Source organism: Thermocrispum municipale DSM 44069, from assembly GCF_000427825.1.
Classification (GTDB): domain Bacteria; phylum Actinomycetota; class Actinomycetes; order Mycobacteriales; family Pseudonocardiaceae; genus Thermocrispum; species Thermocrispum municipale.
Genome location: NZ_KE386593.1, coordinates 99,309 through 118,238, shown reverse-complemented (window position 1 = coordinate 118,238; position 18,930 = coordinate 99,309). Strand labels below are relative to the sequence as shown.

Sequence of the window (18,930 nt, the reverse complement as noted above, 5' to 3'; positions counted from 1 at the left end):
CGGCTCCGCGACACCGCGGGGTCGGCGCTTTCTCGTCGGGACTGCGGGGTCGGCGCTTGCTCATCGGGACTGCGCGAGCGGCGCCCGCCCAGACTGCGAGGCCTGCACTCGTCGGGACTGCGCGACCGGCGCCCGCACCACCGCGGGAGCCGGTGCCCCTCATCCGACCGTCCCCGCTAGGCCGATCGACGGATGGTGGCGCCAGGCCGACTCTGAGTAGTGTCAACACCCCTTGCGCGGGGTACCCCGCCCCCGTGGACACGAACTCGTACCTCATGTTCCTGCTGATCGGTGCCCTGCTGGTGGTGATCGACGGCCAGGTCATCTACCGCAGCGGCCGCAAGATGCTGCGTCAGTCCGCCTCCGACGCGGGCTCGGCCGAATCCCAGACGAAGCTGGTCGTGGTGCTGTTCCACCTGGTTTCGTTCGGCGTCCTCGCGCTGGCCTCGACGATCGGGGAATGGAACACGCTGACCGGCGTGGTGGCGCGGCTGGGCCTGCTGTTGCTGTTCCTCGCCGTCGCACACTGGGCGGCGACCACGGCGCTGTCCTCGATGCGGGACCGGGAGAGCGCACGCTCACGGCGCCTGACACGGCAGCAGCGGCGCGAAGTCGGTGGTGCCGAGATCGGCGAACCGCCGGTGTCGCCGATGCCCGGTCAGATCGACACCTCGATGGGCACCGAGCCGTATGTGAGCCCCTCGATCGACGACGGCGATCCCTACTCTCGGTGATCCCTGCCGGGGACCGGTCCAGGTCCATGTGGGGGAACGTTTCCGGTGGTGAGAGGGACCCGTTCGGACGTCGCGCGGTCGCGGACGGTTCACCGTGCTAGCCCGGCAGGGGGATGCACGGTTACATGAGGTAACGATTTCGCGTACTTCTGCGAGTCCAAGGCATGGAACACCATGCGGCCGAGGCGGCTAACGAGCTCGAGCTGGGCGAGTTGCTGCCGCGCGCGATGCGCCGGGACGGCGCCGCGGGCCCGCCCACGACTCGCCCCGAGCGCTCCGCGATCGCCGGGCGAATCATGCTGGCCGTGGCCACGCTGATCCTCGGCAACGCCCTGTTGTCGGCCGCCGTCGCCGGAATGGCCGTGGTGGCGAAAATCTCCGCGGCGCTCGGTTCATCGTTGACGTTCCCCGGCGCTTTCATCCTGACTTTCCCGCTGTCCGTGCTGGTCGCAGGCCTGATGTGGCTGGCGTCGACGCAACGGCTGCACGCGTTCGAGATCGCCGCTTTCGGCGTTCTCGGAGCCGTGGGAGTGACGTATGCGGCCGGTCTCGGCATCGACGACACCACCATGGCCGAGATGCTGGCCTCCGCACGGTCGCTCGGCGGCAGCTGGTTCGTGCAGACCTTCGGCATCATCGGCGAGTACTTGACCTACTACACCTGGGTGCCGTTCCTCGGCGGGATCGTCACCGGGTACGCGATGGGCGCCATCTGCGTTCGGCTGGCCCACTTCGACCGGGAGTGACCTCGTTGCGGCAGTAGCATCGGCGGTGTGGAAGCCGGCCGGACGATCGCCATCGATGAGCTGGCTCGACAGGTTCTGGAGCGTGCGAAAGCGCGCTCGTCGGCGCGGTACGTGCTGGGAATAGCCGGGCCGCCGGGTGCAGGGAAATCGACGCTGGCCGAACGCCTTCGGGACGGCATTCGAGCGATCGCGGGCAAAGACGCTGTGGAGATAGCGCCGATGGACGGCTTCCACTTGCCCAATGCCGAACTCGCACTCCGCGGCTGGACCCACCAGAAGGGCGAACCGCACACGTTCGACGTCGACGGTTACGTCGAGATCCTGCGAGCGCTGCGTCGGTCCGGCGAGGACGTCGCCGTGCCGGTTTACGACCGAACGCGGCACGAACCCAGGCTCGACGGCGCGCGATTCAGCGCGAACACGACCATCGTGATCACCGAAGGCAATTACCTGCTGCTCGACGTGTACGGCTGGTCCGACATCCGGTCGTGTCTGGACGAGGCATGGTTTCTGGACGCCGATCGGGCCCTGCTGGCGCAACGGCTGTACGCCCGGCACGTCGACGGTGGCAAGACCCCGGACGTGGCTCGGCAGAAGGTCGAAATCAGCGACCTGGCGAACGCGGAGATCGTCGCGTCCAGCATCGACCGCGCGGACCTGGTGCTGGTCGACGAGGGCAGGACCTACCGCCTCCGCAAGCCCTACGACGGCCAGTGACGCATCCACTCCCGGGTGCCGAAGTAACGGCAGGAGAACGTCGCCACCTCGGCGGCCGCAGCCAACGCTTCCGGGAACGGGAGCCGCCCGAAGAAGTGGCAGAACGCGCCGTGCAGGATGTCGCCCGCACCGAGGGTGTCGATCACGGGTTCAGCCGCGACCGGCAAGACACCGCTGCCTTCGGTCGAGTTGTAGATGATGGGTTCGCCTCCGTCGGTGATCGCCGCGGAGACGTCCCGGTCCTCCAGGTACTGCAGGATCGCCCGGGGCTTGTAGCTGACGTCCGGTGGCTGGAACGCCGATGAGCAGATCGCGATGTCGGCCAGCGGCAACAGTTCGTGGTACACGTCCTTCCAGCGGCCCGCGTCCACCACGACCATGACACCGAGCTCGCGGGCCTGCTGAGCGGCCTCCAGACAGAGCTGCGGGTAGTGCCCGTCGACCAGCAAGAACGAGGCGTCCTTCAGCTCGGTCGACAGGTCGACGGCGGGCGCCGCGATCCGGCTGCCGTCCAGCGAGACCAGTGTGCGTGTGCGGCCGTGACGCGCGACGACGATCGACGAGATCGGTGGTGGTTGCTCCCCGCCGTCGAGGACGTCGACAATCCGCACCTCGGCGTTGGTGAGATCGTTCCGGGCGATCCCGGTGAGTGGGTGCGACCCCAACGCGGTCACCAGTGTGGTCTCGGTCCCGGCCAGGAACGAGTACGCCACGGCCGCATTGGCCGCGGGACCGCCCGCGGCGAGGAACTGATCCGACGCCTGGGTCTTGCTGTCTTCTTTCGGATAGTTGTCGACCAGGTAGGCGATGTCGATGGTCGTCAGACCGACGAACAGGGCTTTCGTCACGTCGCCATCATGCCCGCGGTCGCGGCGGTTGTCCCGCATGATCAATCGGGTGGCCCAAGTAAGACAGGGCCGCGACCGAGAAAGGCCGCGACCCTGTTCGCATGCGAGTCGAGCTACATGTTGATCATGTGGCCGGCCAGTCCGTGGATGGCCTCCTTGACCGCCTCGTTCAGCGTCGGGTGCGCGTGCACGTTGCGGGCGACCTCGTAAACCGTGAGATCCCACTGCTGCGCCAGCGTCAGCTCCGGCAGCAGCTCGGTGACGTCCGGGCCGATCAGGTGCCCGCCGATCAGCTCGCCGTAGGTGGCGTCGGAGATCAGCTTCACGAAGCCCTGGGCGTCGCCCAGTCCGTGCGCCTTGCCGTTGGCGGTGAACGGGAACTTGGCCACCTTCACGTCGTAGCCCAGGTCGCGCGCCTGCTCCTCGGTGTAGCCGAACGACGCGATCTGCGGCTGGCAGTAGGTCGCCCGCGGGATCATCGCGTAGTCGAGCTCCATGGTCTCCGCGCCCGCGATGGTCTCCGCCGCGATGACACCCATCGCCTCCGCGGTGTGCGCGAGCATCAGCTTCGCGGTGACGTCACCGATGGCGAAGATGTGGTCGACGTTGGTGCGGCAGAAGCCGTCCACGTCGATCGCCCCGCGCTCGGTCAGCGCGACGCCGGTGTTCTCCAGGCCGTAGCCCTCCACGCGCGGCTGGAAGCCGATGGCCTGCAGCACCTTGTCGGTCTCCAGCACCTCCTGCTGGTCGCCCTTGGTGACGGTGACCTTGACCTTGTCGCCGCTGTCGTCGATGGCGTCCACCCGGGTGCCGGTGCGCACCTCGATACCGAGCCGCTTGTAGCGCTTGAGCAGCTCCTTGGACACGTCGGCGTCCTCGGTCGGGACCATCCGGTCCAGGAACTCGACGATGGTGACCTTGACGCCGTAGTTGTGCAGCACGTAGGCGAACTCGACGCCGATCGCGCCCGCGCCCGCGATGACGATCGACTCCGGCAGCTGCTCGCTGAGGATCTGCTGCTCGTAGGTCACCACGCGCTCGGACAGCGACGTGCCCGGCAGCAGCTTGGTGGTGGCGCCCGCGGCGATGATGGCGTTGTCGAACGTGATGGTTTCCTCGCCACCGTCGACCAGCTGGACGCGCAGCGTGTTCGGGTCGGTGAACGTGCCCCACCCGGGGAACTGGGTGATCTTGTTCTTCTTCATCAGGTAGTGCACGCCCTTGACGCGGCCTTCCGCGACGTCCCTGCTGCGTTTGAAGGCCGCACCGAAGTCGAAGGTCACGTCACCGCTGATGCCGAAGGTGTCCTTCTCGTTGGTGAACAGGTGCACCAACTCGGCGTTGCGCAGCAACGCCTTGGAGGGGATGCAGCCCACGTTGAGACAGACCCCACCCCAATACTTTTCCTCGACGATCGCGGTGGAAAGACCCAGCTGTGCTGCCCTGATCGCGGCGACGTACCCACCGGGCCCGGCCCCGAGCACGACCACGTCGAAGTGAGTTGCCATGGTGGCGAGCCTACTAGGACCGCGTGGTTTCGGTGGGCGCTGTGCGGGGATCGGGAGACGTGACTCTCAGCCGATGGTCGTCGGCTGCTCGTCGCCGAACAGACACACCTTGCAGAACTCCCGGCCGAACGCGTTCAGCAAGACGCTGCGGCGCACGATCTTCGGCGCCCGCCCGGCCTGCTTCATCGCCTCGAGCACGCGCGGCTGGGCCTCCACCACCTGGTAGCGGTTCGGATTGCGCACGGTCTCCTTGGAGAACTCGATCAGCCCGAGCCGGGACAGGTTGATCAGGTACGGCTGGATCCGGTCCAGGTGCCGCAGGCCGGCGTGCTCACCGATCATGTTCAGCCCGCTGGCGACGAGTTCCGAGCCGATGCCGAACGGGCGATTGGTGCGCACGTCGATGGCCGGTTGCGGGCCCTCCCGGTAGAGGAAACGCAGGATGCGGGCCTCGTCCGGGGTGATCTCGGAGAGGATCCTGGCGTATGCGGGGTGCCCTTCTTCGTCCACGTCGACGTCGGCGGACCGGTTCAACAACTCCTGCCCTCGAGCACGCAGGGTCGCCGCTGTCGGCACCTCGTCGCCGTTGGTCTGGGCAGGTGGCCCGAACGCCCCGAACGAGCCGAGCAGCCCGGTCATCGTGCCGCCGCGCGGTTGCTTGCTCGACGAGGTGTTCAGCTCGTCGAGCCCGAGCGTGCGCCACGCGAACTCGCGCAGCTCGGCGGTCGTTTCCTGGAGCACCTCCACCGGGCGTTCGCCGTCCAGCGTGCGTTCCACCGCGGTGCGGCCCGCGCGCACGGTTGCTCCCAGGGTGCGATTCACCGTGCGCCACGACGTGGTCGCGGCGACCCGCAGCAGTCCGCTGATGCCCTGCACCAGGTCCGTGTTCCCCACTACGGGGACCACGCGCTTGGCCGGTCGCTTTTGCAGTTCGCTCATCTCACACCCCGAAGATCGCCAGGTGAACCAGGCCGGCGAAGATGCCGAGCGCGCCGCCGTGCACGAACAGCAGCCACTCGTCCTGCTTGATCGCCGAACGCAGCATCTGCACGAAATCCGCTTCGCTCATCCGACGCATCTGACTGGCGATGAAGTTCTCGATCTTGGCTCCCTGCCGCTTGTTGAACTCCGCGTCGGCGAAGGCCGCCGGCGCGAACGAACTGGCCTTGCGCGCCACCGACGATCTGATGTTCTCGTACTCCCGTGTGCCGATGGCTACCCGGACGGCCGTACGGGCGAACCCGACGGCGCGGTCCACCGCGGGTTTGAGGCTGTCCAACAGCATGCGGTGGGTGCGATCCGAGCGTGGACCGTGCAGCAGCTCGTCGCCGACGTTCTGCAGCGTGATGATGTGCTCGGCGATCAGCCGCGCGTATCCCTCGGTGACTTCGTCCTTGCGTTTGATGAACAGGCCCTGCCGCCACGGGATCCACCACTTGGGCTGCACCGGCTCGAAGATCATCTCGATGCCGAGCCAGTTCACCACCCAGCCGATCACCGCGCCGCCGACCGGCAGCACGTACCACGGCGCCTCGACGCCGAACCAGTCCGGCCAGAAGTGCAGCACACCGAACAGCACCAGGCCCATCGGCAGGCCGAAGTAGAAGCCGAAGTTCTGCATGAACCGCAGCTCTTTGCGGCCGATGTCCTGGAAGATGCTGTTCAGCTTGGTCGGGTTCTCGGTCAGATAGCGGATGACCATCAGCTTGGCGTCGATCAGCTGGTCGATGTTGTCGCCGATCTTGTCGGTCAGGCTCTTGACCACCGACGGCAGCTGCTGCTCGACCCTGGCGAAGACGATCTCCTTCACCTGCGGCGGCAGGTCGTTCCACAGCTGCGGGTCCTCGCGCAGCATGATCTCCTCGACCACGTCACGGATCTGCGCCTGCGCGATGGCGGTGAGGTGTTCGGCGATCCGGTCCGGCTCGAGTTCGCGATAGAAGTCGCTGATCCCGCCGAGTTTGGCCAGGCCCTTGTCGACGGCGATGCTGGCCATCTTGTCGGCGCGGGACGGCACGATGCCTTGCCAGCCGACCCGGCCGTCGTACTGCAGCAGCGGGAGCACCTGCACCCGGCGCGGCATGAGCGGGAACAGCACGCGCAGCCCGGGGATGCGGATGCCGTAGAACTTCAGCGGGTGGAACAACATCACCACGCCGGTCCAGTTGGTGATGTAGCCGATGATGCCGGTGAACAGCGGAATCGAGATCAGGTGGACCCAGAAGCGGGTGGTCGAGCCCGGCTCGAGTTGCACCAAGGGGAGCCAGTCGAACATGCACAGCTCCCTTCGGGCTTGGTGGTCACGCCAGGGCCACCGGCTGTTGCGCCCGGCGCCGATCATCATCGTTGCCGGGGAAACGGATGTCCACCGGACAGGTGGGTGACCACCTGCGGGGATGCGAGGTGGACAGGCCGGCGGGCGAAGGGCGCGCGTGCGTCGGCGCCGGACGGGTTTTCGGCCGGCCGCCTGCCTCGGCCCGGCCGGCCGCCTGTCTCGGCCCGGCCGGCCGCCTGTCTCGGCGCGGCCGGCCACTGGCCCGCGTCCGGCCAGCCACTGGCCCACGCCCTGTCGGCCACTGGCCCGCGACCCGGTCGGCCGCCTGTCTCGGCCCGGCTAGCCGCCGGCCCGCGCCCGGCTAGCCACCGGCCTGCGACCCCGCCGGTTACCTTCCCGCGCGGCCGCTCTGCCGGGCTGTCGGCGCCCACGGCTACCGTGGATGAGTGCGTGTCGCGACGTGGAACGTGAACTCGGTCAAGCAGCGGATGCCGCGCCTGCTCCCGTGGCTGGACCAGCGCAGTCCGGACGTGGTCTGCCTGCAGGAGACGAAGCTCACCGACGAGGCGTTCGTCGAGTTGCTCAGCGGGCCGCTGGCCGAGCGCGGCTACGAGTTCGCGCACTACGGCCAGGGCCGCTGGAACGGCGTGGCGATCCTGTCCCGCGTCGGGCTGGAGGACGTCGTGCTCGGCATCGACGGTGCGCCGGGCTTTCCGGATCCCGAGGCGCGGGCCATCGCCGCGACCTGTGACGGCGTGCGCATTCACAACTTGTACGTGCCGAACGGCAGACAGCCCGACTCGGACCACTACCGCTACAAGCTGGAGTGGCTGGCCGCGTTGCGTGAGGTGGTCGCCAAGGGGCCGGAGTCGGTCGTCGTGTGCGGCGACATGAACATCGCGCCGACGGACGACGACGTGTTCGACCCGGATGCCTACGTCGGACACACCCACGTGACCGAGCCGGAGCGGGCGGCGCTGGCCGCGCTGCACGAGCTCGGCCTGCACGACGTGGTCCGGGAGCGCTGGCCGAACGAGCGCATCTTCACCTACTGGGACTACCGCGCCGGCATGTTCCACCAGGACTGCGGCATGCGGATCGACCTGGTGCTGGCAGGGACCCCGGTGGCCGAGCGCGTGCGGGCGGCATGGGTGGACAGACAGGCGCGGAAAGGCACCGGCCCGAGCGACCACGCGCTGGTGATGGTGGATCTCGACGAGGCGCCGGACGGCGACATCGGTCCGGTCGTGCCGCCGCCGTCGCGGCCCGCTCGGCGGAAGGTCAGGTTGCCGCAGGCGAAGTAGACCCGACGGGCGCGGCGAAGCCCCGGACAGCGCTGGGCCGACGCACTTGTGGTGCGTGGGCCCAGTCGGTTTCCGGGGGCGGGCAGGCTATTCGGTGCCGGACGGAGCGGGCACGTCGATCCGTCCGAACTTCTGCGCGACGAGTTCGCCGAACCACAACGTGCCGTTCTCGTCCGGGTTGATGTCGCACGGATACGAAGCCGGGCTCGGTGTCGGCCACATGGTGGCTTCCTTGGTCTTCGGGTTGAACTTCAACACCTGGTTGCCCAGCAGCGCCGGACTGGCGAAGGCCAGCATCGCGTAGATGTTGCCGTCGCGGCCCTCGACGACCGGGCCGAGCTGCGGCAGCGGATTGCCGATGCTGCCGATTTCCAGGCTGTCGAGCACGCTGGTGAGCAGCCCGTCCACGCCGAGCAGCGGGTACTCCTTGACCTTGCCGGTCTCCGGGAACACCTGGGCCAGCTTCATGCCGAGGCCTTCGCCGACCCAGATCGTGCCGTCCCGAGCGGTCCGGATGCCGGTCGGCCAGGACATCGGGGTCGGCATCGTGTACTGCTTGATCTCCTTGGTGTCCACGTCGATGGTGCCGACCTTGTTCATCTGCGGCATGTTGAACACCACGGTGCGGCCCGGGCCGGGCTTGATGATGCCGAACAGCGAGTGCACCTGGCCACCGATCTCGCCGGGGACCTTGTACCGGGAGAACGTCTCGCTCTCCGGGTCGAAGCGGCCGATGGAGTTCAGCCCGCCCGCGGTGAACCACACGGCGCCGTCCGGGCCGATGGCCACGTCGTTGGACAGCACATGGCCGACGTTCAGCGGCGTCTTGCCCAGCGTCGTGCTGAACACGTTGTTCCACGGCAACGGGAACTGCTTGTACTTGCCGGTGTCGGTGCTGAACCTGATCAAGCTGTTGTTGGTGACACCGGGCATCCAGTAGTTGCCCTTGTCGTCGATGTCCATTCCGCCCGGAACCGACAGCGGCTGCGGTGTCGGGAAGGACTCGTACTCGCCGGTCTTGAGGTCGTAGGAGGTGATCTCGCTGCTGAGATACTGCTCGATCCACAACTTGCCGTCGTGGTACTCCACCTCGCACACACCACCGATCGGCAGGCTGGAGGGCACCGGCCCGTATTCCACGATCGGGTTCTCGTCGGCCTCGGGCGCTGCCCCGGCGGCGGGCATGACCGCCACGGTGATGGCGCCGACTGCGGCCAGCGCGAGCACGCTCCGACGTGGCTTGGCCAGAATCCGCTGCCTCAACCTCGTCCTCGAGCTCACATCGGGGTCCTCTCTGTGGGTCGTCATGTGGCTGTCGCCACATTGATCGCGATACTCTAGATCTAGATATTCGAAGAGTGGAATATCTGGAGCGGCAGTTGTACCCGTGTGGGTGACAATGACGTCAACCAAAGGTTGACGGTGGGCGCGCGTCAACTTATGGTTGACGCATGACAGATGAAGTTCGTCCCCGTCAGCAGGACGTCCCGGTCAAGCTCGATGACCTCATCACCGCGATCAAGAAGGCGCACGACGACCCGCTCGAGCAGCTGTCCGATGCCGTCATCGCGGCAGATCATCTCGGCGAGGTCGCCGATCACCTGATCGGCCACTTCGTCGATCAGGCGCGGCGCGCCGGAGCCTCCTGGACCGAGATCGGCAAGAGCATGGGCGTGTCCAAGCAGGCCGCGCAGAAGCGCTTCGTGTCGAAGCAGTCCGCCATCGACGAGGCGCTGATGGATCCGCAAGCCGGCTTCGCCCGGTTCACCCCGCGGGCCCGCAACGTGGTCCTGGCCAGTCAGAGCACCGCTCGCCAGGCGGGCAACCACCAGATCGGCGTCGCCCACCTGGTGCTCGGGCTGCTGGAGGATCCGAAGGGCCTGGCCGCGCTCGCGATCGTCGATCAGGGCATTCAGCTCGACGCCGTCCGCGAGGCCGCCGAGAACGCGCTGCCGCCGCGCGAGGAATCGGATCCGCCGGAGCTGATCCCGTTCTCCGCGGAGGCCAAGAAGGTGCTGGAACTGACGTTCCGGGAAGCGCTGCGGCTCGGGCACAACTACATCGGCACCGAGCACATCCTGCTGGCGCTGCTCGAGCACGAGGACGGCTCGGGTGTGTTGTCCGAGCTCGGTGTCGACCGGCAGGCCGCGGTGCAGTTCTTCATGAACGAATTGGCGAAGCTGGCGTAGCGCCGCTCCGCATAAGGTGGCGGAGTGCCGATCTCACCGGAGTATCTGAACCAGTTCACCGAACCCCTCGGCTACCTGGACTTCGCGCGGGTCGGGCCGCCGTCGCACGCGGTTCTGCGGACGTCGTCCACCGTGCTGCACGAGCTGGCCTGCCCAGGGCCGACGACCGTGTCCCAGGTCCAGCAGCGTGAGTTCGCCCGCGCCAAGGACGCCGTGGCGCGCGTCTGCGGCACCGATGCGGACCACGTCGTGCTCGAGCCCAACACGAGCACCGCACTGTTCCAGGCGGCCTTCAACACCGCCCGGGGTGAGGTGCTAGTTTCCACCGGTGAGTTTCCGTCGAACATCTACCCGTGGCACAGCGCGGAGGCGCTCGGACTCGTCAGCGTCCGGTGGCTGCCGCCCGGCCCGATGACGCCGGACCGGGTGGCAGCCGCCCTGACACCGGAGACGTCGGTGGTGTCGGTCAGCGCGGTGGACTTCCGCACCGGCTACCGAGCCGATCTGGCCGCTCTGCGCGAAGTGGCGGGCGACCGGCTCCTGGTGGTCGACGGCATCCAGGGTTTCGGCGTCGTGGACGAGCCGTGGGAAGCGGCTGACGTCCTGGTCAGCGGCGGGCAGAAGTGGCTGCGCGCCGGTCACGGCACCGGGTTCGCGGTGTTGTCCGACCGGGCGCTGGAACGGATGCAGCCGGTGTTGTCGGGGTGGACGGGTGCGCGCGACGCCGACGAGTTCGACGGCCGGGTGCACGCGCCGCTGCCGACCGCGCAGGCGTGGTCGTTGACTCACCTCAGCCCGGCATCCGCGGGCATGCTGGCCACCGCCGTGGAACTGGTCGAGCTGGCCGGCATCCGGGCCATCGCCGACCGGATCGAACAGCGTCTGCAGGAGTTCGAGCAGGTGCTCGATTCCGCGGGCGCCGAGATCGTGTCGGTGCGCGACCGGCGCGCGGGGATCCTCGCGTTCGTGCTGCCCGACCGGCCGGCGTCCGCAGTGGTCGAGGCGCTGGCGGCGGAGGACGTGACGGTGACGCTGCGCGATTCGCGGGTTCGGTTGTCCGCGCACGCGTCGACCTCCCCGGATGCGGTGCAACTGGTCGAATCGGCGCTGAAGAAGCTGACGGGCTGATGACTGACTCGCGGCAGATCGCAGGCGTGTCCGCGGCGTGGGAGGACAACGCGCACGACTGGCTCGAGTGGGCGCGTACCCCTGACCAGGACCGGTTCTACTGGCATTTCAACCTGCCCGCGTTCGCGCGGATCGTGCCGCCACCGGGCAAGCGCACGTTGGACCTCGGCTGCGGCGAGGGACGGGTCGGACGGTGGCTGGCCGAGCAGGGACACACCGTTGCCGGGATCGACAGCTCTCCGACGCTCGCCGAGAGTGCGCGCGAGGCGGGCGGTTACGACGAAGTGGTGTGCGGCGATGCGGCCGCGCTGCCTTGGCCTGACAACGAGTTCGACGCCGCAGTGGCGTTCATGACGCTGCACGACATGCCGCGGATGCAGCAGGCGATTCGCGAGGTGGCGCGGGTGCTTCAGCCGGGGTCACCGTTCGCTGTCGCGATCGTCCACCCGCTCAATCGGCCGGCGGCGAACCTCGACGACTACTTCACCGAGCATCGGGTCGACGAGGAAGTGGAGCGGCGTGGCTTGCGTATGACCTTCGTCGGGCTCGACCGGCCGTTGGAGGCCTACACCGGAGCCCTGTGCGACGCGGGCTTCGTCATCGAGCAGCTGCTCGAACCATGCCCGGACGCCGCCGCGCTGGAACGCGCGCCGGAGTTGGCGATCGCCACGCGCAGGCCGTTCTTCCTGCACCTGCGCTGCCGGCTCACCGGCTAGCCGCGGGGCCTCGACGCTCGAGTGCCCACACAGCGGTGGGATTGCCACGTCCACAGCCCTGCCCCGGGGCACGCTGGTCCGCCGTGCCCGCGCTTGTTCGCGGGAGCTCCTCGTCCTCGGGTCTCGGCAGCTCTGCGGAGCGGCGACGAGCAGTGCTTGGTCGTGCCGCGTGGCGCAGAAGCTACCGTTGAACCACGGCCACACCGTGGCCGCCGGACGAGGGAGCCGTACCCGGAGAGCGACAAGACGGCCGATGGGGAGCAGTCGTGGCGTGGTTGGTTCTCGTGCTGTCCGGCGCGTTGGAGTCGGTCTGGGCGGTCGCCCTCGGCAAGTCCGAAGGCTTCAGCAGGCTGGTTCCGTCGGTTGTCTTCTTCGTCGCGCTGGCGGCCAGCATGGCGGGGCTGGCCTACGCGATGCGCTCGATCCCGACCGGCACCGCTTACGCCGTCTGGGTCGCCATCGGCGCCGCGCTCACCGTGGCGTTCGGCATGATCACCGGCACCGAGAGCATCAACTGGCTGCGGATCGTGTTCCTGGTCGGCCTCATCGGCTGCGTGATCGGGCTCAAGCTCACTTGACCGCGCTGGTCAGGTTGACCCGGAACACCAGCCGCGCCAGCACCAGGATCACCACCATGAACAGCGTCTGCAGCAACCCGAGGCTGGCCGCCCGCGCCAGGTTTCCGTCGGTGATGTAGTCCCACGTCAGCACCGACAGCACGCGCGTGCCCGGGGTGTAGAGCAGGATCACCGAGTTCACCTCGCGGATGACGAAGATCGTCACCAGCACGACCGACGCGTAGATCGACGGCATCAACAGCGGCGTGGTGATCCGCCACGCGGTGAGCGCCCGGCCGACCCCGTTCACCGCCGAAGCCTCCTCGAGCTCGCGGGACACCTGCATCGCGCCGTTGTTGATCAGCCGGTACGAGTGCGGCAGGTGCGAGATCACGTACGCGATGATCATCAACGTGAGCGTCGCGTAGATCGGCGAGCCGAGGTAGACCCACACCAGGCCGGAGGCGAGCACGATGCCGGGCACCGCGAGCGGGAAGCTGTTGATGTAGTCGAGCGCGGCCGACGTGGCGCTCTTGCCGCGGATCCGAGCCACGTAGACACAGATCAGCGACACGATCACGCACGCGAGCGCGGACACCACCACGGCGATGAGCGTGTTGATCGCGGCCGCGTGCACGGCCGAGTCGGACAGCAGCCCGGTGAGGCTCGACAGGCTCAACTGCAAGCTGTCGAAATCCCGCGACGCGAACGGCGACAACGCGGCAATCACCAGCGCGAGCAGCGGCAACCCGACGCACACCACGGCGTAGGTGACCATACCGACGACCACCCACGGCTTGAGCCGCCCCAACGGAAGCAGCCGCGGCCGAAACCCCTTGCCGGAGACGGTCACGAAGCGCTTCTCCAGCCGCGTCAACCGCCGGTACAGATACAGGAAAACCGCGCTGAGCAGGAACAACAGTGACGCGAGCGCCGCCGCCTTGGCGAAGTCCGCACGGAACTGAGAGACCGCCCGGTAGATCAGCACCGGCAGCGGGTCGAAGCCCAGCTGCCTGCCCAGCACGCCGGGCACCGAGAAGATCCCGGCCGCGAAGATCGTGATGAACATGATCGACGAGCCGATCGCCGGTGTGGTCAACGGCAGCGTCACCCGCCTGATCGTGGCCAGGGTGCCGACACCGTTGGCGTAGGACGCCTCTTCGAGCGACGGGTCCATGTTGCGCAACGAGCTCGACAGGAACACGTACGCGTACGGCATGGACACCAGCGTCAGAACCCAGACGATGCCGACCGTCGACGTGACGTTCAGGACGAACCCGGGCCCGAAGATCTCCGCGAAGACCAGGTTGATCAGCCCGGATCGCGGAGCCGCCAACGCGTACCAGGCGATGGCCGCCACGAACGGTGACGTGAACAGCGGCGCGAGCACCAGGATCTCGATGACCTTCTTGCCGGGCACGTCCGTGCGCGCGGTGAGCCACGCCAGCACGCCGCCGGTGAACGTCGCCAGGAGGGCGACCGTGAGCGAGATGCCCACGGTGCCGACCAGCGACAGCCACACCTCGCCGGAGAGGTAGACCTCGGCGATCGTGTCCAACGACAGCTCGAGTGGTGGCGCGAGCGAGTCCGGACGCATCGCGCCGTAGAACATGGCCAGGATCGGCGAGCCGACGAACAGCCCGAGCGCGACGGCGAGCAGCACCGACCGCAGCCGCCACGGCGACCGGCCGGTCCGCGCGGCGGTGGCCGTGCGGTGAATCAGCGTGGGGGCGGCCATGTCACGGCTCCTCGTCCAACCAGATCACCTTCGCCGGATCGACCCGCAGCGACACGATGTCGCCCTCCCGGATCTCCCGCAGCCCGCTGACCTCCACCTCGAGGTCGACCGCGCCGGCCGCGACCACGCACTGGATCCGCGAGCCGAGGAAGGCCGCCCGGGTCACCTCGCCGACGAACACGTTCTGCTCGTCGGCGGACGGACCGAGCGACACCTCGAAGTACTCGGGCCGGATGACCGCCTGCCCGGTCACACCACGGCGCTGCGGAATCTGGGACGCCCCGGCGAGCCGGAGCGTTCGGCCCGGCTGGCCGAGCAGCTCGACCTCGGCGAACCCCGGACCGGCGGCGACGACGTTCGCTGGGAACGCGTTGATCGAGCCGACGAAGCGTGCGGCGAACTCCGACTCCGGCTCGTGATACAGCGACCGGGGGTCGGACTGCTGCTCGATGCGGCCACCGTTCATCAACACCACGCGGTCGGCCATGGACAGCGCTTCGGCCTGGTCGTGCGTGACGTAGATGGTGGTGGTGTCGAACCGGTGGTGCAGGTCGACGATCTGTTCCCGGATCTTCTCCCGCAGGCCCGCGTCGAGATTGCTCAGCGGCTCGTCGTACAGCATCAGGTACGGCCGGGTGGCCAGCGCCCGGGCGACCGCGACCCGTTGCTGCTGGCCACCGCTGAGCTCGGTGCCGTACCGGTCGGCGTAGTGCAGCAGGCCGACCGCGGCGAGCGTCTCGTCGACCCGCTCTCTCAGCTTCTTGCCGCGAACGCCCTGGCCACGCACGCCGTAGCCGACGTTGTCCCGCACGGACATGTGCGGCCAGATCGCATACGACTGGAAGACCATGTTCAGCGGCCGCTTCTCCGGCGGGACGTGCACGCGCTCGTCGGCCATCGTGCGGCCCGCGATGGTCAGCCTGCCCGAGGTGAGCTGGTTGAGTCCGGCGATGGCCCGCAGCATGGTCGTCTTGCCGCACCCGGACGGGCCGAGCAGCGCGACGAACTCGCCGCGCTTGACGGTGAGCGACAGTCGGTCCACCGCCGTGACCTCGCCGTAATTGATGGTGACGTCCTCGGCCTGCAGCGCGATCGCGTCGTCCGACGTCGCCGGTGCCGCGGTCGTGACGTCAGACTCCATTGTCTTGTCCACGATGTGTTCCTTTCGCGCGTCGGGTGGCGCTAGCCGAGGCGCTTCAGCCACTCCTCGATGAACTTGTCACTCTCGTCCTGGCTCAGGCCGTCCTGCCACGCGACGTCGATGCCCTTGGCAGGAGGCTGGTACCAGGACTTCTTGTTGATCGGCCTGCGGTCTTCCCACTCGGTGTGGCCGACCAGGCCGCCGGACTCACCGGCGAGCGCGTCCTGCGCCTTCAGCGAGGTGCCCCACTCCAGGAACAGCCGGGCCGCGGCCCGATGCGGCGCGTTCGCGCTGACGAAGAACTGGTGCATCGACGCCGGGGCCGGCTCGGGGTAAGCGATGCGCACCGGGGCGCCGTCGTAGATCCGCGGGATGGCCACCGCGTCCGGGACACCGATGCCGACGGCGTACTCGCCCGCGGACAGGTCGTTGGCGACGAACGGCACCGCGCTCTCGAACGTCGCGGCACCGTTGGCGGCCAGCTTCTCCAAGAACGGCCAACCGAGCTTGTCGTCGTTGACGATCGCCATGTGGGTGCCGAGCTGGGTGCCACCCGCGGTCGGCGAGACGATGCCCACCCGGCCTTTCAGCTCGTCGTCCAACAACGCTTGGTAGTCCCCGGTTTGCAGGCGTTTCTGCAGCTGGGGGCTGACTTCCTTCTCGTTCCAGGCGATCGAGGTGATCACCGAGTACATCGGCAGCCCGGCTTCCGCGGTGATCAGTTTCGGGTCGAGGTCGTCGTAGGAGCGGGTGCGGTACTGCACCGCCCAGCCGTTGTCGACACACTCCTCGATGTAGGACGGCACGCTCATCGACACCACGTCGGCCAGATGCTTACCGGCGGTCGTCTCCTCGGTGAAGCGGCGGTACACGTCGCTCACCGTCGTGCGGTAGATCTCGACGGTGATGCCGTACTGCGACTCGAACGGCTTCACCCAGGCCCGCATGGTCTCTTCACCGGGCACGCAGTAGAAGGTCAGCTTGCCTTCCTTCTTGGCGTCCGCGACCAGCTTGTCGAAGTCCGCGTCCGAGAGCGGGCCTTCCCGTTTCGCCGGTTGCGCGGTGTTCGCACCACCCCCCATCGCGCTGCACGCCGTGGTGGCCAAAGCCAATGCCGAAACGGATAGAAACGCCCTTCTGTTGAGTGCCATGGCGTCGTTGCCTCCTGATCGCCTCACGCAGGCGTATGGGATGGGGAATGGGTCGGGCTGACGGGGCGTGGAACGGGGGATGGGGCGGCCGGCTCGGCGAGACCGCTCGCGGAGCTAACCACGACGGACGCGGTCGAGGCGAGCGGTCTCGCGGGCCGGTCAGGCGGCGTCGCGCAGCTTGGCGGTGCCGACGATGCAGGTGCGATCGCCCGCCGCCACGTGCAACTTGCCGTCGTCGTCGATCTCGACGGTGATGGTCTCGTCCGGATACAGCGGGCCGACGAACTTCACGTGGATCTCGCCCCGGGTGAACCAGTCGGCGCCGTACTTCTCGGCGGCCATCGCGCTGGCGTACCCCTGGACCATCAGGCCGTGCGCCAGCGGCGCCTTGAAGCCGCGTTCCCGCGCGTAGTCGACGTCGTAGTGAATGATGTCGTTGTCGCCGTTGATCTCGCCGTATCGGTCGATCTTTTCCTGGGTGATGAAGTAGTCGCGTTTCATCGGGTCTCTTTTCCGCTCGTCGGATCAGTTGGGGAACGTGCTGATGTTCTCCGCCTCGGCGATCGGGTCACCGTTGTCGTTGGTGAACCGGGCCATATAGCGGACGTACCGGCGGCCGCGCTTTTCGTACTTCTCCAGGACTTTTCCGGAAGCGACCACGGTGGTGTCGGAATCGGCGCTGATCGGGCCGTAGTAACGGAACTTGTTGCTGGCCATGATTCCGCCCTGTGCCGGAGGGTATTTCCGGTACAGCACGGCCATCAGGTAGACGGACAGAATTGACGGAACGGCCACACGCTTGCCGTCGAGGACCATTCCCTGCGGGTCGGCGTCGATCGCGCGGGAGTACTCCGCGACGATGTCCGGGCTGATCGTGAAGGAGAACTGCGGCAGCTCCGCGCCGACCTCGAATTCCTCCCATTTCGTGCCCGGCTGTTCGTCTTCGCGCGGCTTGACTTCAGTTGGCCTGGTCATACTGCTCCTCTTTCGTGTGGGGGGAAAACTGTTCGACGAAGCCGGCGACGCGCTCGGGGGCGTAGCCGCACAGCTCGGTGAGCACGGCGGCGGTGTCCTCGCCGTGCCGCGGCGGATAGCGCAGTTCGTGCGCGGCGGCGTACTTGATCGGGTTGCCGAGGACCTTGACCCGTTCCCCGGACACCGGGTCCTGCACGTCCTCGACCATGGCGCGAGCCAGCGCGCTTTCCTGCGCAAGCGCTTCCGGCACGGTCAGTACCGGGGAGGCGGGAATGCGCAGGTCGAAGAAGTGTTGGCGCCAGCTTTCCGCGTCGCGGCCGGCGAAGATCGGGCGCAGGATCTCGGCGAGTTCCTCGACGTTGGTGAGCCTGCTGTAGCGGTCGGCGAAGCGTGGGTCGTCGGCCAGCTCCGGCTTGCCGACGGCTTTGCAGAACGCCCGCCAGTAGCTCGCGCCGGTCGGGGAGACGGCGATGTAGCGGCCGTCGGCGCAGCGGAAAGCCTCGCTCGGCGCGATGTTGGGGCTGCGCGAGCCGTGCGCGCGGGGCGTGATGCCGGAGATGAAGTAGTTCTGCGCCTGCCAGGTCAGCAGGCCGAGCTGGGCGTCCAGCAACGAGACCTGCACTTTTTCGCCCTGGCCGGTCTTGCCCGCGGAGTACAGCGCGCCTGCCACGCCCAGCGCCAGATACATGCCGCCGGCGAGGTCGGCGATCTGGTAGCCGACCCGGGACGGTTCCCCGTTCTCCGAGCCGGTGATGCTCATGACGCCGCCCATGGCTTGCACCACCAAGTCGTAGGCGGGAGCGCGTTTGAACGGCCCTTGGTCGTGAATACCGATGATTTCGCCGACCACGATCGCCGGATTGATCTCGCGCAGCTTCTCGTAGTCGATGCCGAGTCGCTCCGGGACGTCCGGAGCGAAGCCGTAGATCACCGCGTGCGACTCGCGCACCAGGTCGTAGAACGCGGCCAATCCGTCGTCGGATTTGAGGTCGAGCACGATCGACTTCTTGCCGCGGTTGACCGACAGGAAAAAGGACGAGAGATCGTCGACGTAGTACGGGGGGATTTCGCGGGCTGGGTCACCCTCGGGGGGTTCGACCTTGATCACTTCGGCGCCGAGCTGAGCAAGGAGCTGGCCGCCGAACGGGCCACCGAGCACCCAGGTCAGATCGAGCACCCTGACCGATTGCAGCATTGCGAATC

Annotated in this window: 18 protein-coding genes, 1 pseudogene and 1 riboswitch; of the genes and pseudogenes, 8 read left to right on the top strand and 11 right to left on the bottom strand. The window is 67.8% G+C overall.

Going from position 1 to position 18,930, the window contains the following annotated elements:
* Window positions 1-254: 254 nt before the first annotated feature.
* The 3 genes from YWM_RS0115930 (at window position 255) to YWM_RS0115920 (ending at window position 2,197) form a co-directional block, all read left to right on the top strand.
* Window positions 255-734: a hypothetical protein gene (locus YWM_RS0115930; protein ID WP_028851535.1), complete on the top strand. Its 480-nt coding sequence runs from the start codon at window positions 255-257 to the stop codon at window positions 732-734.
* Window positions 735-898: 164 nt separating this feature from the next.
* Window positions 899-1,480 carry a hypothetical protein gene (locus YWM_RS0115925; protein WP_028851534.1) on the top strand — a complete coding sequence of 194 codons (582 nt, stop codon included), beginning with the start codon at window positions 899-901 and terminating at the stop codon, window positions 1,478-1,480.
* Window positions 1,481-1,507: 27 nt separating this feature from the next.
* On the top strand, window positions 1,508-2,197 hold the full coding sequence (locus YWM_RS0115920; protein WP_043661397.1) for a nucleoside/nucleotide kinase family protein: 690 nt from the start codon (window positions 1,508-1,510) through the stop codon (window positions 2,195-2,197).
* Here YWM_RS0115920 and YWM_RS0115915 read toward each other — a convergent pair.
* From YWM_RS0115915 to YWM_RS0115900, 4 genes are all read right to left on the bottom strand, one after another.
* The gene (locus tag YWM_RS0115915) at window positions 2,182-3,045 is read right to left on the bottom strand and encodes a PfkB family carbohydrate kinase (RefSeq protein WP_028851532.1); all 864 of its coding nucleotides are present in this window, start codon (window positions 3,043-3,045) and stop codon (window positions 2,182-2,184) included. The two genes, YWM_RS0115920 and YWM_RS0115915, sit on opposite strands and share 16 nt — an antisense overlap.
* 113 nt (window positions 3,046-3,158) lie before the next feature.
* A complete protein-coding gene (gene lpdA / locus YWM_RS0115910) occupies window positions 3,159-4,553 on the bottom strand; it encodes a dihydrolipoyl dehydrogenase (protein ID WP_028851531.1) in 1,395 nt (464 codons plus the stop codon).
* Window positions 4,554-4,619: 66 nt separating this feature from the next.
* Window positions 4,620-5,492, bottom strand: coding sequence for a DUF4393 domain-containing protein (locus YWM_RS25330; RefSeq protein ID WP_052344980.1), 873 nt, complete (start codon window positions 5,490-5,492; stop codon window positions 4,620-4,622).
* A 1-nt stretch (window position 5,493) separates the two neighbouring features.
* A complete protein-coding gene (locus tag YWM_RS0115900) occupies window positions 5,494-6,828 on the bottom strand; it encodes a DUF445 domain-containing protein (RefSeq protein WP_245566070.1) in 1,335 nt (444 codons plus the stop codon).
* 446 nt (window positions 6,829-7,274) lie between these two features.
* Between YWM_RS0115900 and YWM_RS0115895 the strand changes: the two genes are divergently transcribed.
* Window positions 7,275-8,132: an exodeoxyribonuclease III gene (locus YWM_RS0115895; protein WP_028851529.1), complete on the top strand. Its 858-nt coding sequence runs from the start codon at window positions 7,275-7,277 to the stop codon at window positions 8,130-8,132.
* Between the two features lie 87 nt (window positions 8,133-8,219).
* On the opposite strand, the gene YWM_RS0115890 is transcribed toward YWM_RS0115895, so the two are convergent.
* Window positions 8,220-9,440: a Vgb family protein gene (locus YWM_RS0115890; RefSeq protein ID WP_156914807.1), complete on the bottom strand. Its 1,221-nt coding sequence runs from the start codon at window positions 9,438-9,440 to the stop codon at window positions 8,220-8,222.
* Between the two features lie 143 nt (window positions 9,441-9,583).
* Here YWM_RS0115890 and YWM_RS0115885 point away from each other — a divergent pair, with 143 nt between their 5' ends.
* From YWM_RS0115885 to YWM_RS0115870, 4 genes and pseudogenes are all read left to right on the top strand, one after another.
* Window positions 9,584-10,321, top strand: coding sequence for a Clp protease N-terminal domain-containing protein (locus YWM_RS0115885; RefSeq protein WP_028851527.1), 738 nt, complete (start codon window positions 9,584-9,586; stop codon window positions 10,319-10,321).
* Window positions 10,322-10,345: 24 nt separating this feature from the next.
* Window positions 10,346-11,443: pseudogene (locus YWM_RS24055) on the top strand (aminotransferase class V-fold PLP-dependent enzyme); the annotation flags it as partial.
* Between the two features lie 5 nt (window positions 11,444-11,448).
* Complete coding sequence (locus YWM_RS0115875) at window positions 11,449-12,165, top strand: class I SAM-dependent methyltransferase (protein ID WP_052344977.1); 717 nt, start codon at window positions 11,449-11,451, stop codon at window positions 12,163-12,165.
* A gap of 192 nt (window positions 12,166-12,357) precedes the next feature.
* A riboswitch (guanidine-III (ykkC-III) riboswitch) is annotated at window positions 12,358-12,420 on the top strand.
* An 11-nt stretch (window positions 12,421-12,431) separates the two neighbouring features.
* Window positions 12,432-12,743, top strand: coding sequence for a DMT family transporter (locus YWM_RS0115870; RefSeq protein WP_028851525.1), 312 nt, complete (start codon window positions 12,432-12,434; stop codon window positions 12,741-12,743).
* Here the strand turns inward: YWM_RS0115870 and YWM_RS0115865 are convergent.
* The 6 genes from YWM_RS0115865 to YWM_RS24045 form a co-directional block, all read right to left on the bottom strand.
* A complete protein-coding gene (locus YWM_RS0115865) occupies window positions 12,736-14,460 on the bottom strand; it encodes an ABC transporter permease (protein WP_028851524.1) in 1,725 nt (574 codons plus the stop codon). The genes YWM_RS0115870 and YWM_RS0115865 overlap by 8 nt on opposite strands.
* Before the next feature lies 1 nt (window position 14,461).
* Window positions 14,462-15,613 carry an ABC transporter ATP-binding protein gene (locus tag YWM_RS24050; RefSeq protein ID WP_156914806.1) on the bottom strand — a complete coding sequence of 384 codons (1,152 nt, stop codon included), beginning with the start codon at window positions 15,611-15,613 and terminating at the stop codon, window positions 14,462-14,464.
* A 29-nt stretch (window positions 15,614-15,642) separates the two neighbouring features.
* Window positions 15,643-16,752, bottom strand: a complete 1,110-nt coding sequence (locus YWM_RS0115855) for an ABC transporter substrate-binding protein (protein ID WP_084612459.1) — start codon at window positions 16,750-16,752, stop codon at window positions 15,643-15,645.
* Window positions 16,753-16,911: 159 nt separating this feature from the next.
* Window positions 16,912-17,253, bottom strand: coding sequence for a MaoC family dehydratase (locus YWM_RS0115850; protein ID WP_028851522.1), 342 nt, complete (start codon window positions 17,251-17,253; stop codon window positions 16,912-16,914).
* 24 nt (window positions 17,254-17,277) lie between these two features.
* Window positions 17,278-17,727 carry a MaoC family dehydratase gene (locus tag YWM_RS0115845; protein ID WP_028851521.1) on the bottom strand — a complete coding sequence of 150 codons (450 nt, stop codon included), beginning with the start codon at window positions 17,725-17,727 and terminating at the stop codon, window positions 17,278-17,280.
* Window positions 17,711-18,922 carry a CaiB/BaiF CoA transferase family protein gene (locus YWM_RS24045; protein WP_043661394.1) on the bottom strand — a complete coding sequence of 404 codons (1,212 nt, stop codon included), beginning with the start codon at window positions 18,920-18,922 and terminating at the stop codon, window positions 17,711-17,713. The genes YWM_RS0115845 and YWM_RS24045 overlap by 17 nt, the downstream gene beginning before the upstream one ends.
* Window positions 18,923-18,930: the final 8 nt, after the last annotated feature.

Coding starts and splice junctions, on each gene's coding strand:
- YWM_RS0115925 (WP_028851534.1), top strand. CDS start 899: ATGGAACACCATGCGGCCGAGGCGGCTAACGAGCTCGAGCTGGGCGAG.
- lpdA (WP_028851531.1), bottom strand. CDS start 4,553: ATGGCAACTCACTTCGACGTGGTCGTGCTCGGGGCCGGGCCCGGTGGG.
- YWM_RS25330 (WP_052344980.1), bottom strand. CDS start 5,492: ATGAGCGAACTGCAAAAGCGACCGGCCAAGCGCGTGGTCCCCGTAGTG.
- YWM_RS0115900 (WP_245566070.1), bottom strand. CDS start 6,828: ATGTTCGACTGGCTCCCCTTGGTGCAACTCGAGCCGGGCTCGACCACC.
- YWM_RS0115890 (WP_156914807.1), bottom strand. CDS start 9,440: ATGACGACCCACAGAGAGGACCCCGATGTGAGCTCGAGGACGAGGTTG.
- YWM_RS0115885 (WP_028851527.1), top strand. CDS start 9,584: ATGACAGATGAAGTTCGTCCCCGTCAGCAGGACGTCCCGGTCAAGCTC.
- YWM_RS0115875 (WP_052344977.1), top strand. CDS start 11,449: ATGACTGACTCGCGGCAGATCGCAGGCGTGTCCGCGGCGTGGGAGGAC.
- YWM_RS0115865 (WP_028851524.1), bottom strand. CDS start 14,460: ATGGCCGCCCCCACGCTGATTCACCGCACGGCCACCGCCGCGCGGACC.
- YWM_RS0115855 (WP_084612459.1), bottom strand. CDS start 16,752: ATGGCACTCAACAGAAGGGCGTTTCTATCCGTTTCGGCATTGGCTTTG.
- YWM_RS0115850 (WP_028851522.1), bottom strand. CDS start 17,253: ATGAAACGCGACTACTTCATCACCCAGGAAAAGATCGACCGATACGGC.
- YWM_RS0115845 (WP_028851521.1), bottom strand. CDS start 17,727: ATGACCAGGCCAACTGAAGTCAAGCCGCGCGAAGACGAACAGCCGGGC.
- YWM_RS24045 (WP_043661394.1), bottom strand. CDS start 18,922: ATGCTGCAATCGGTCAGGGTGCTCGATCTGACCTGGGTGCTCGGTGGC.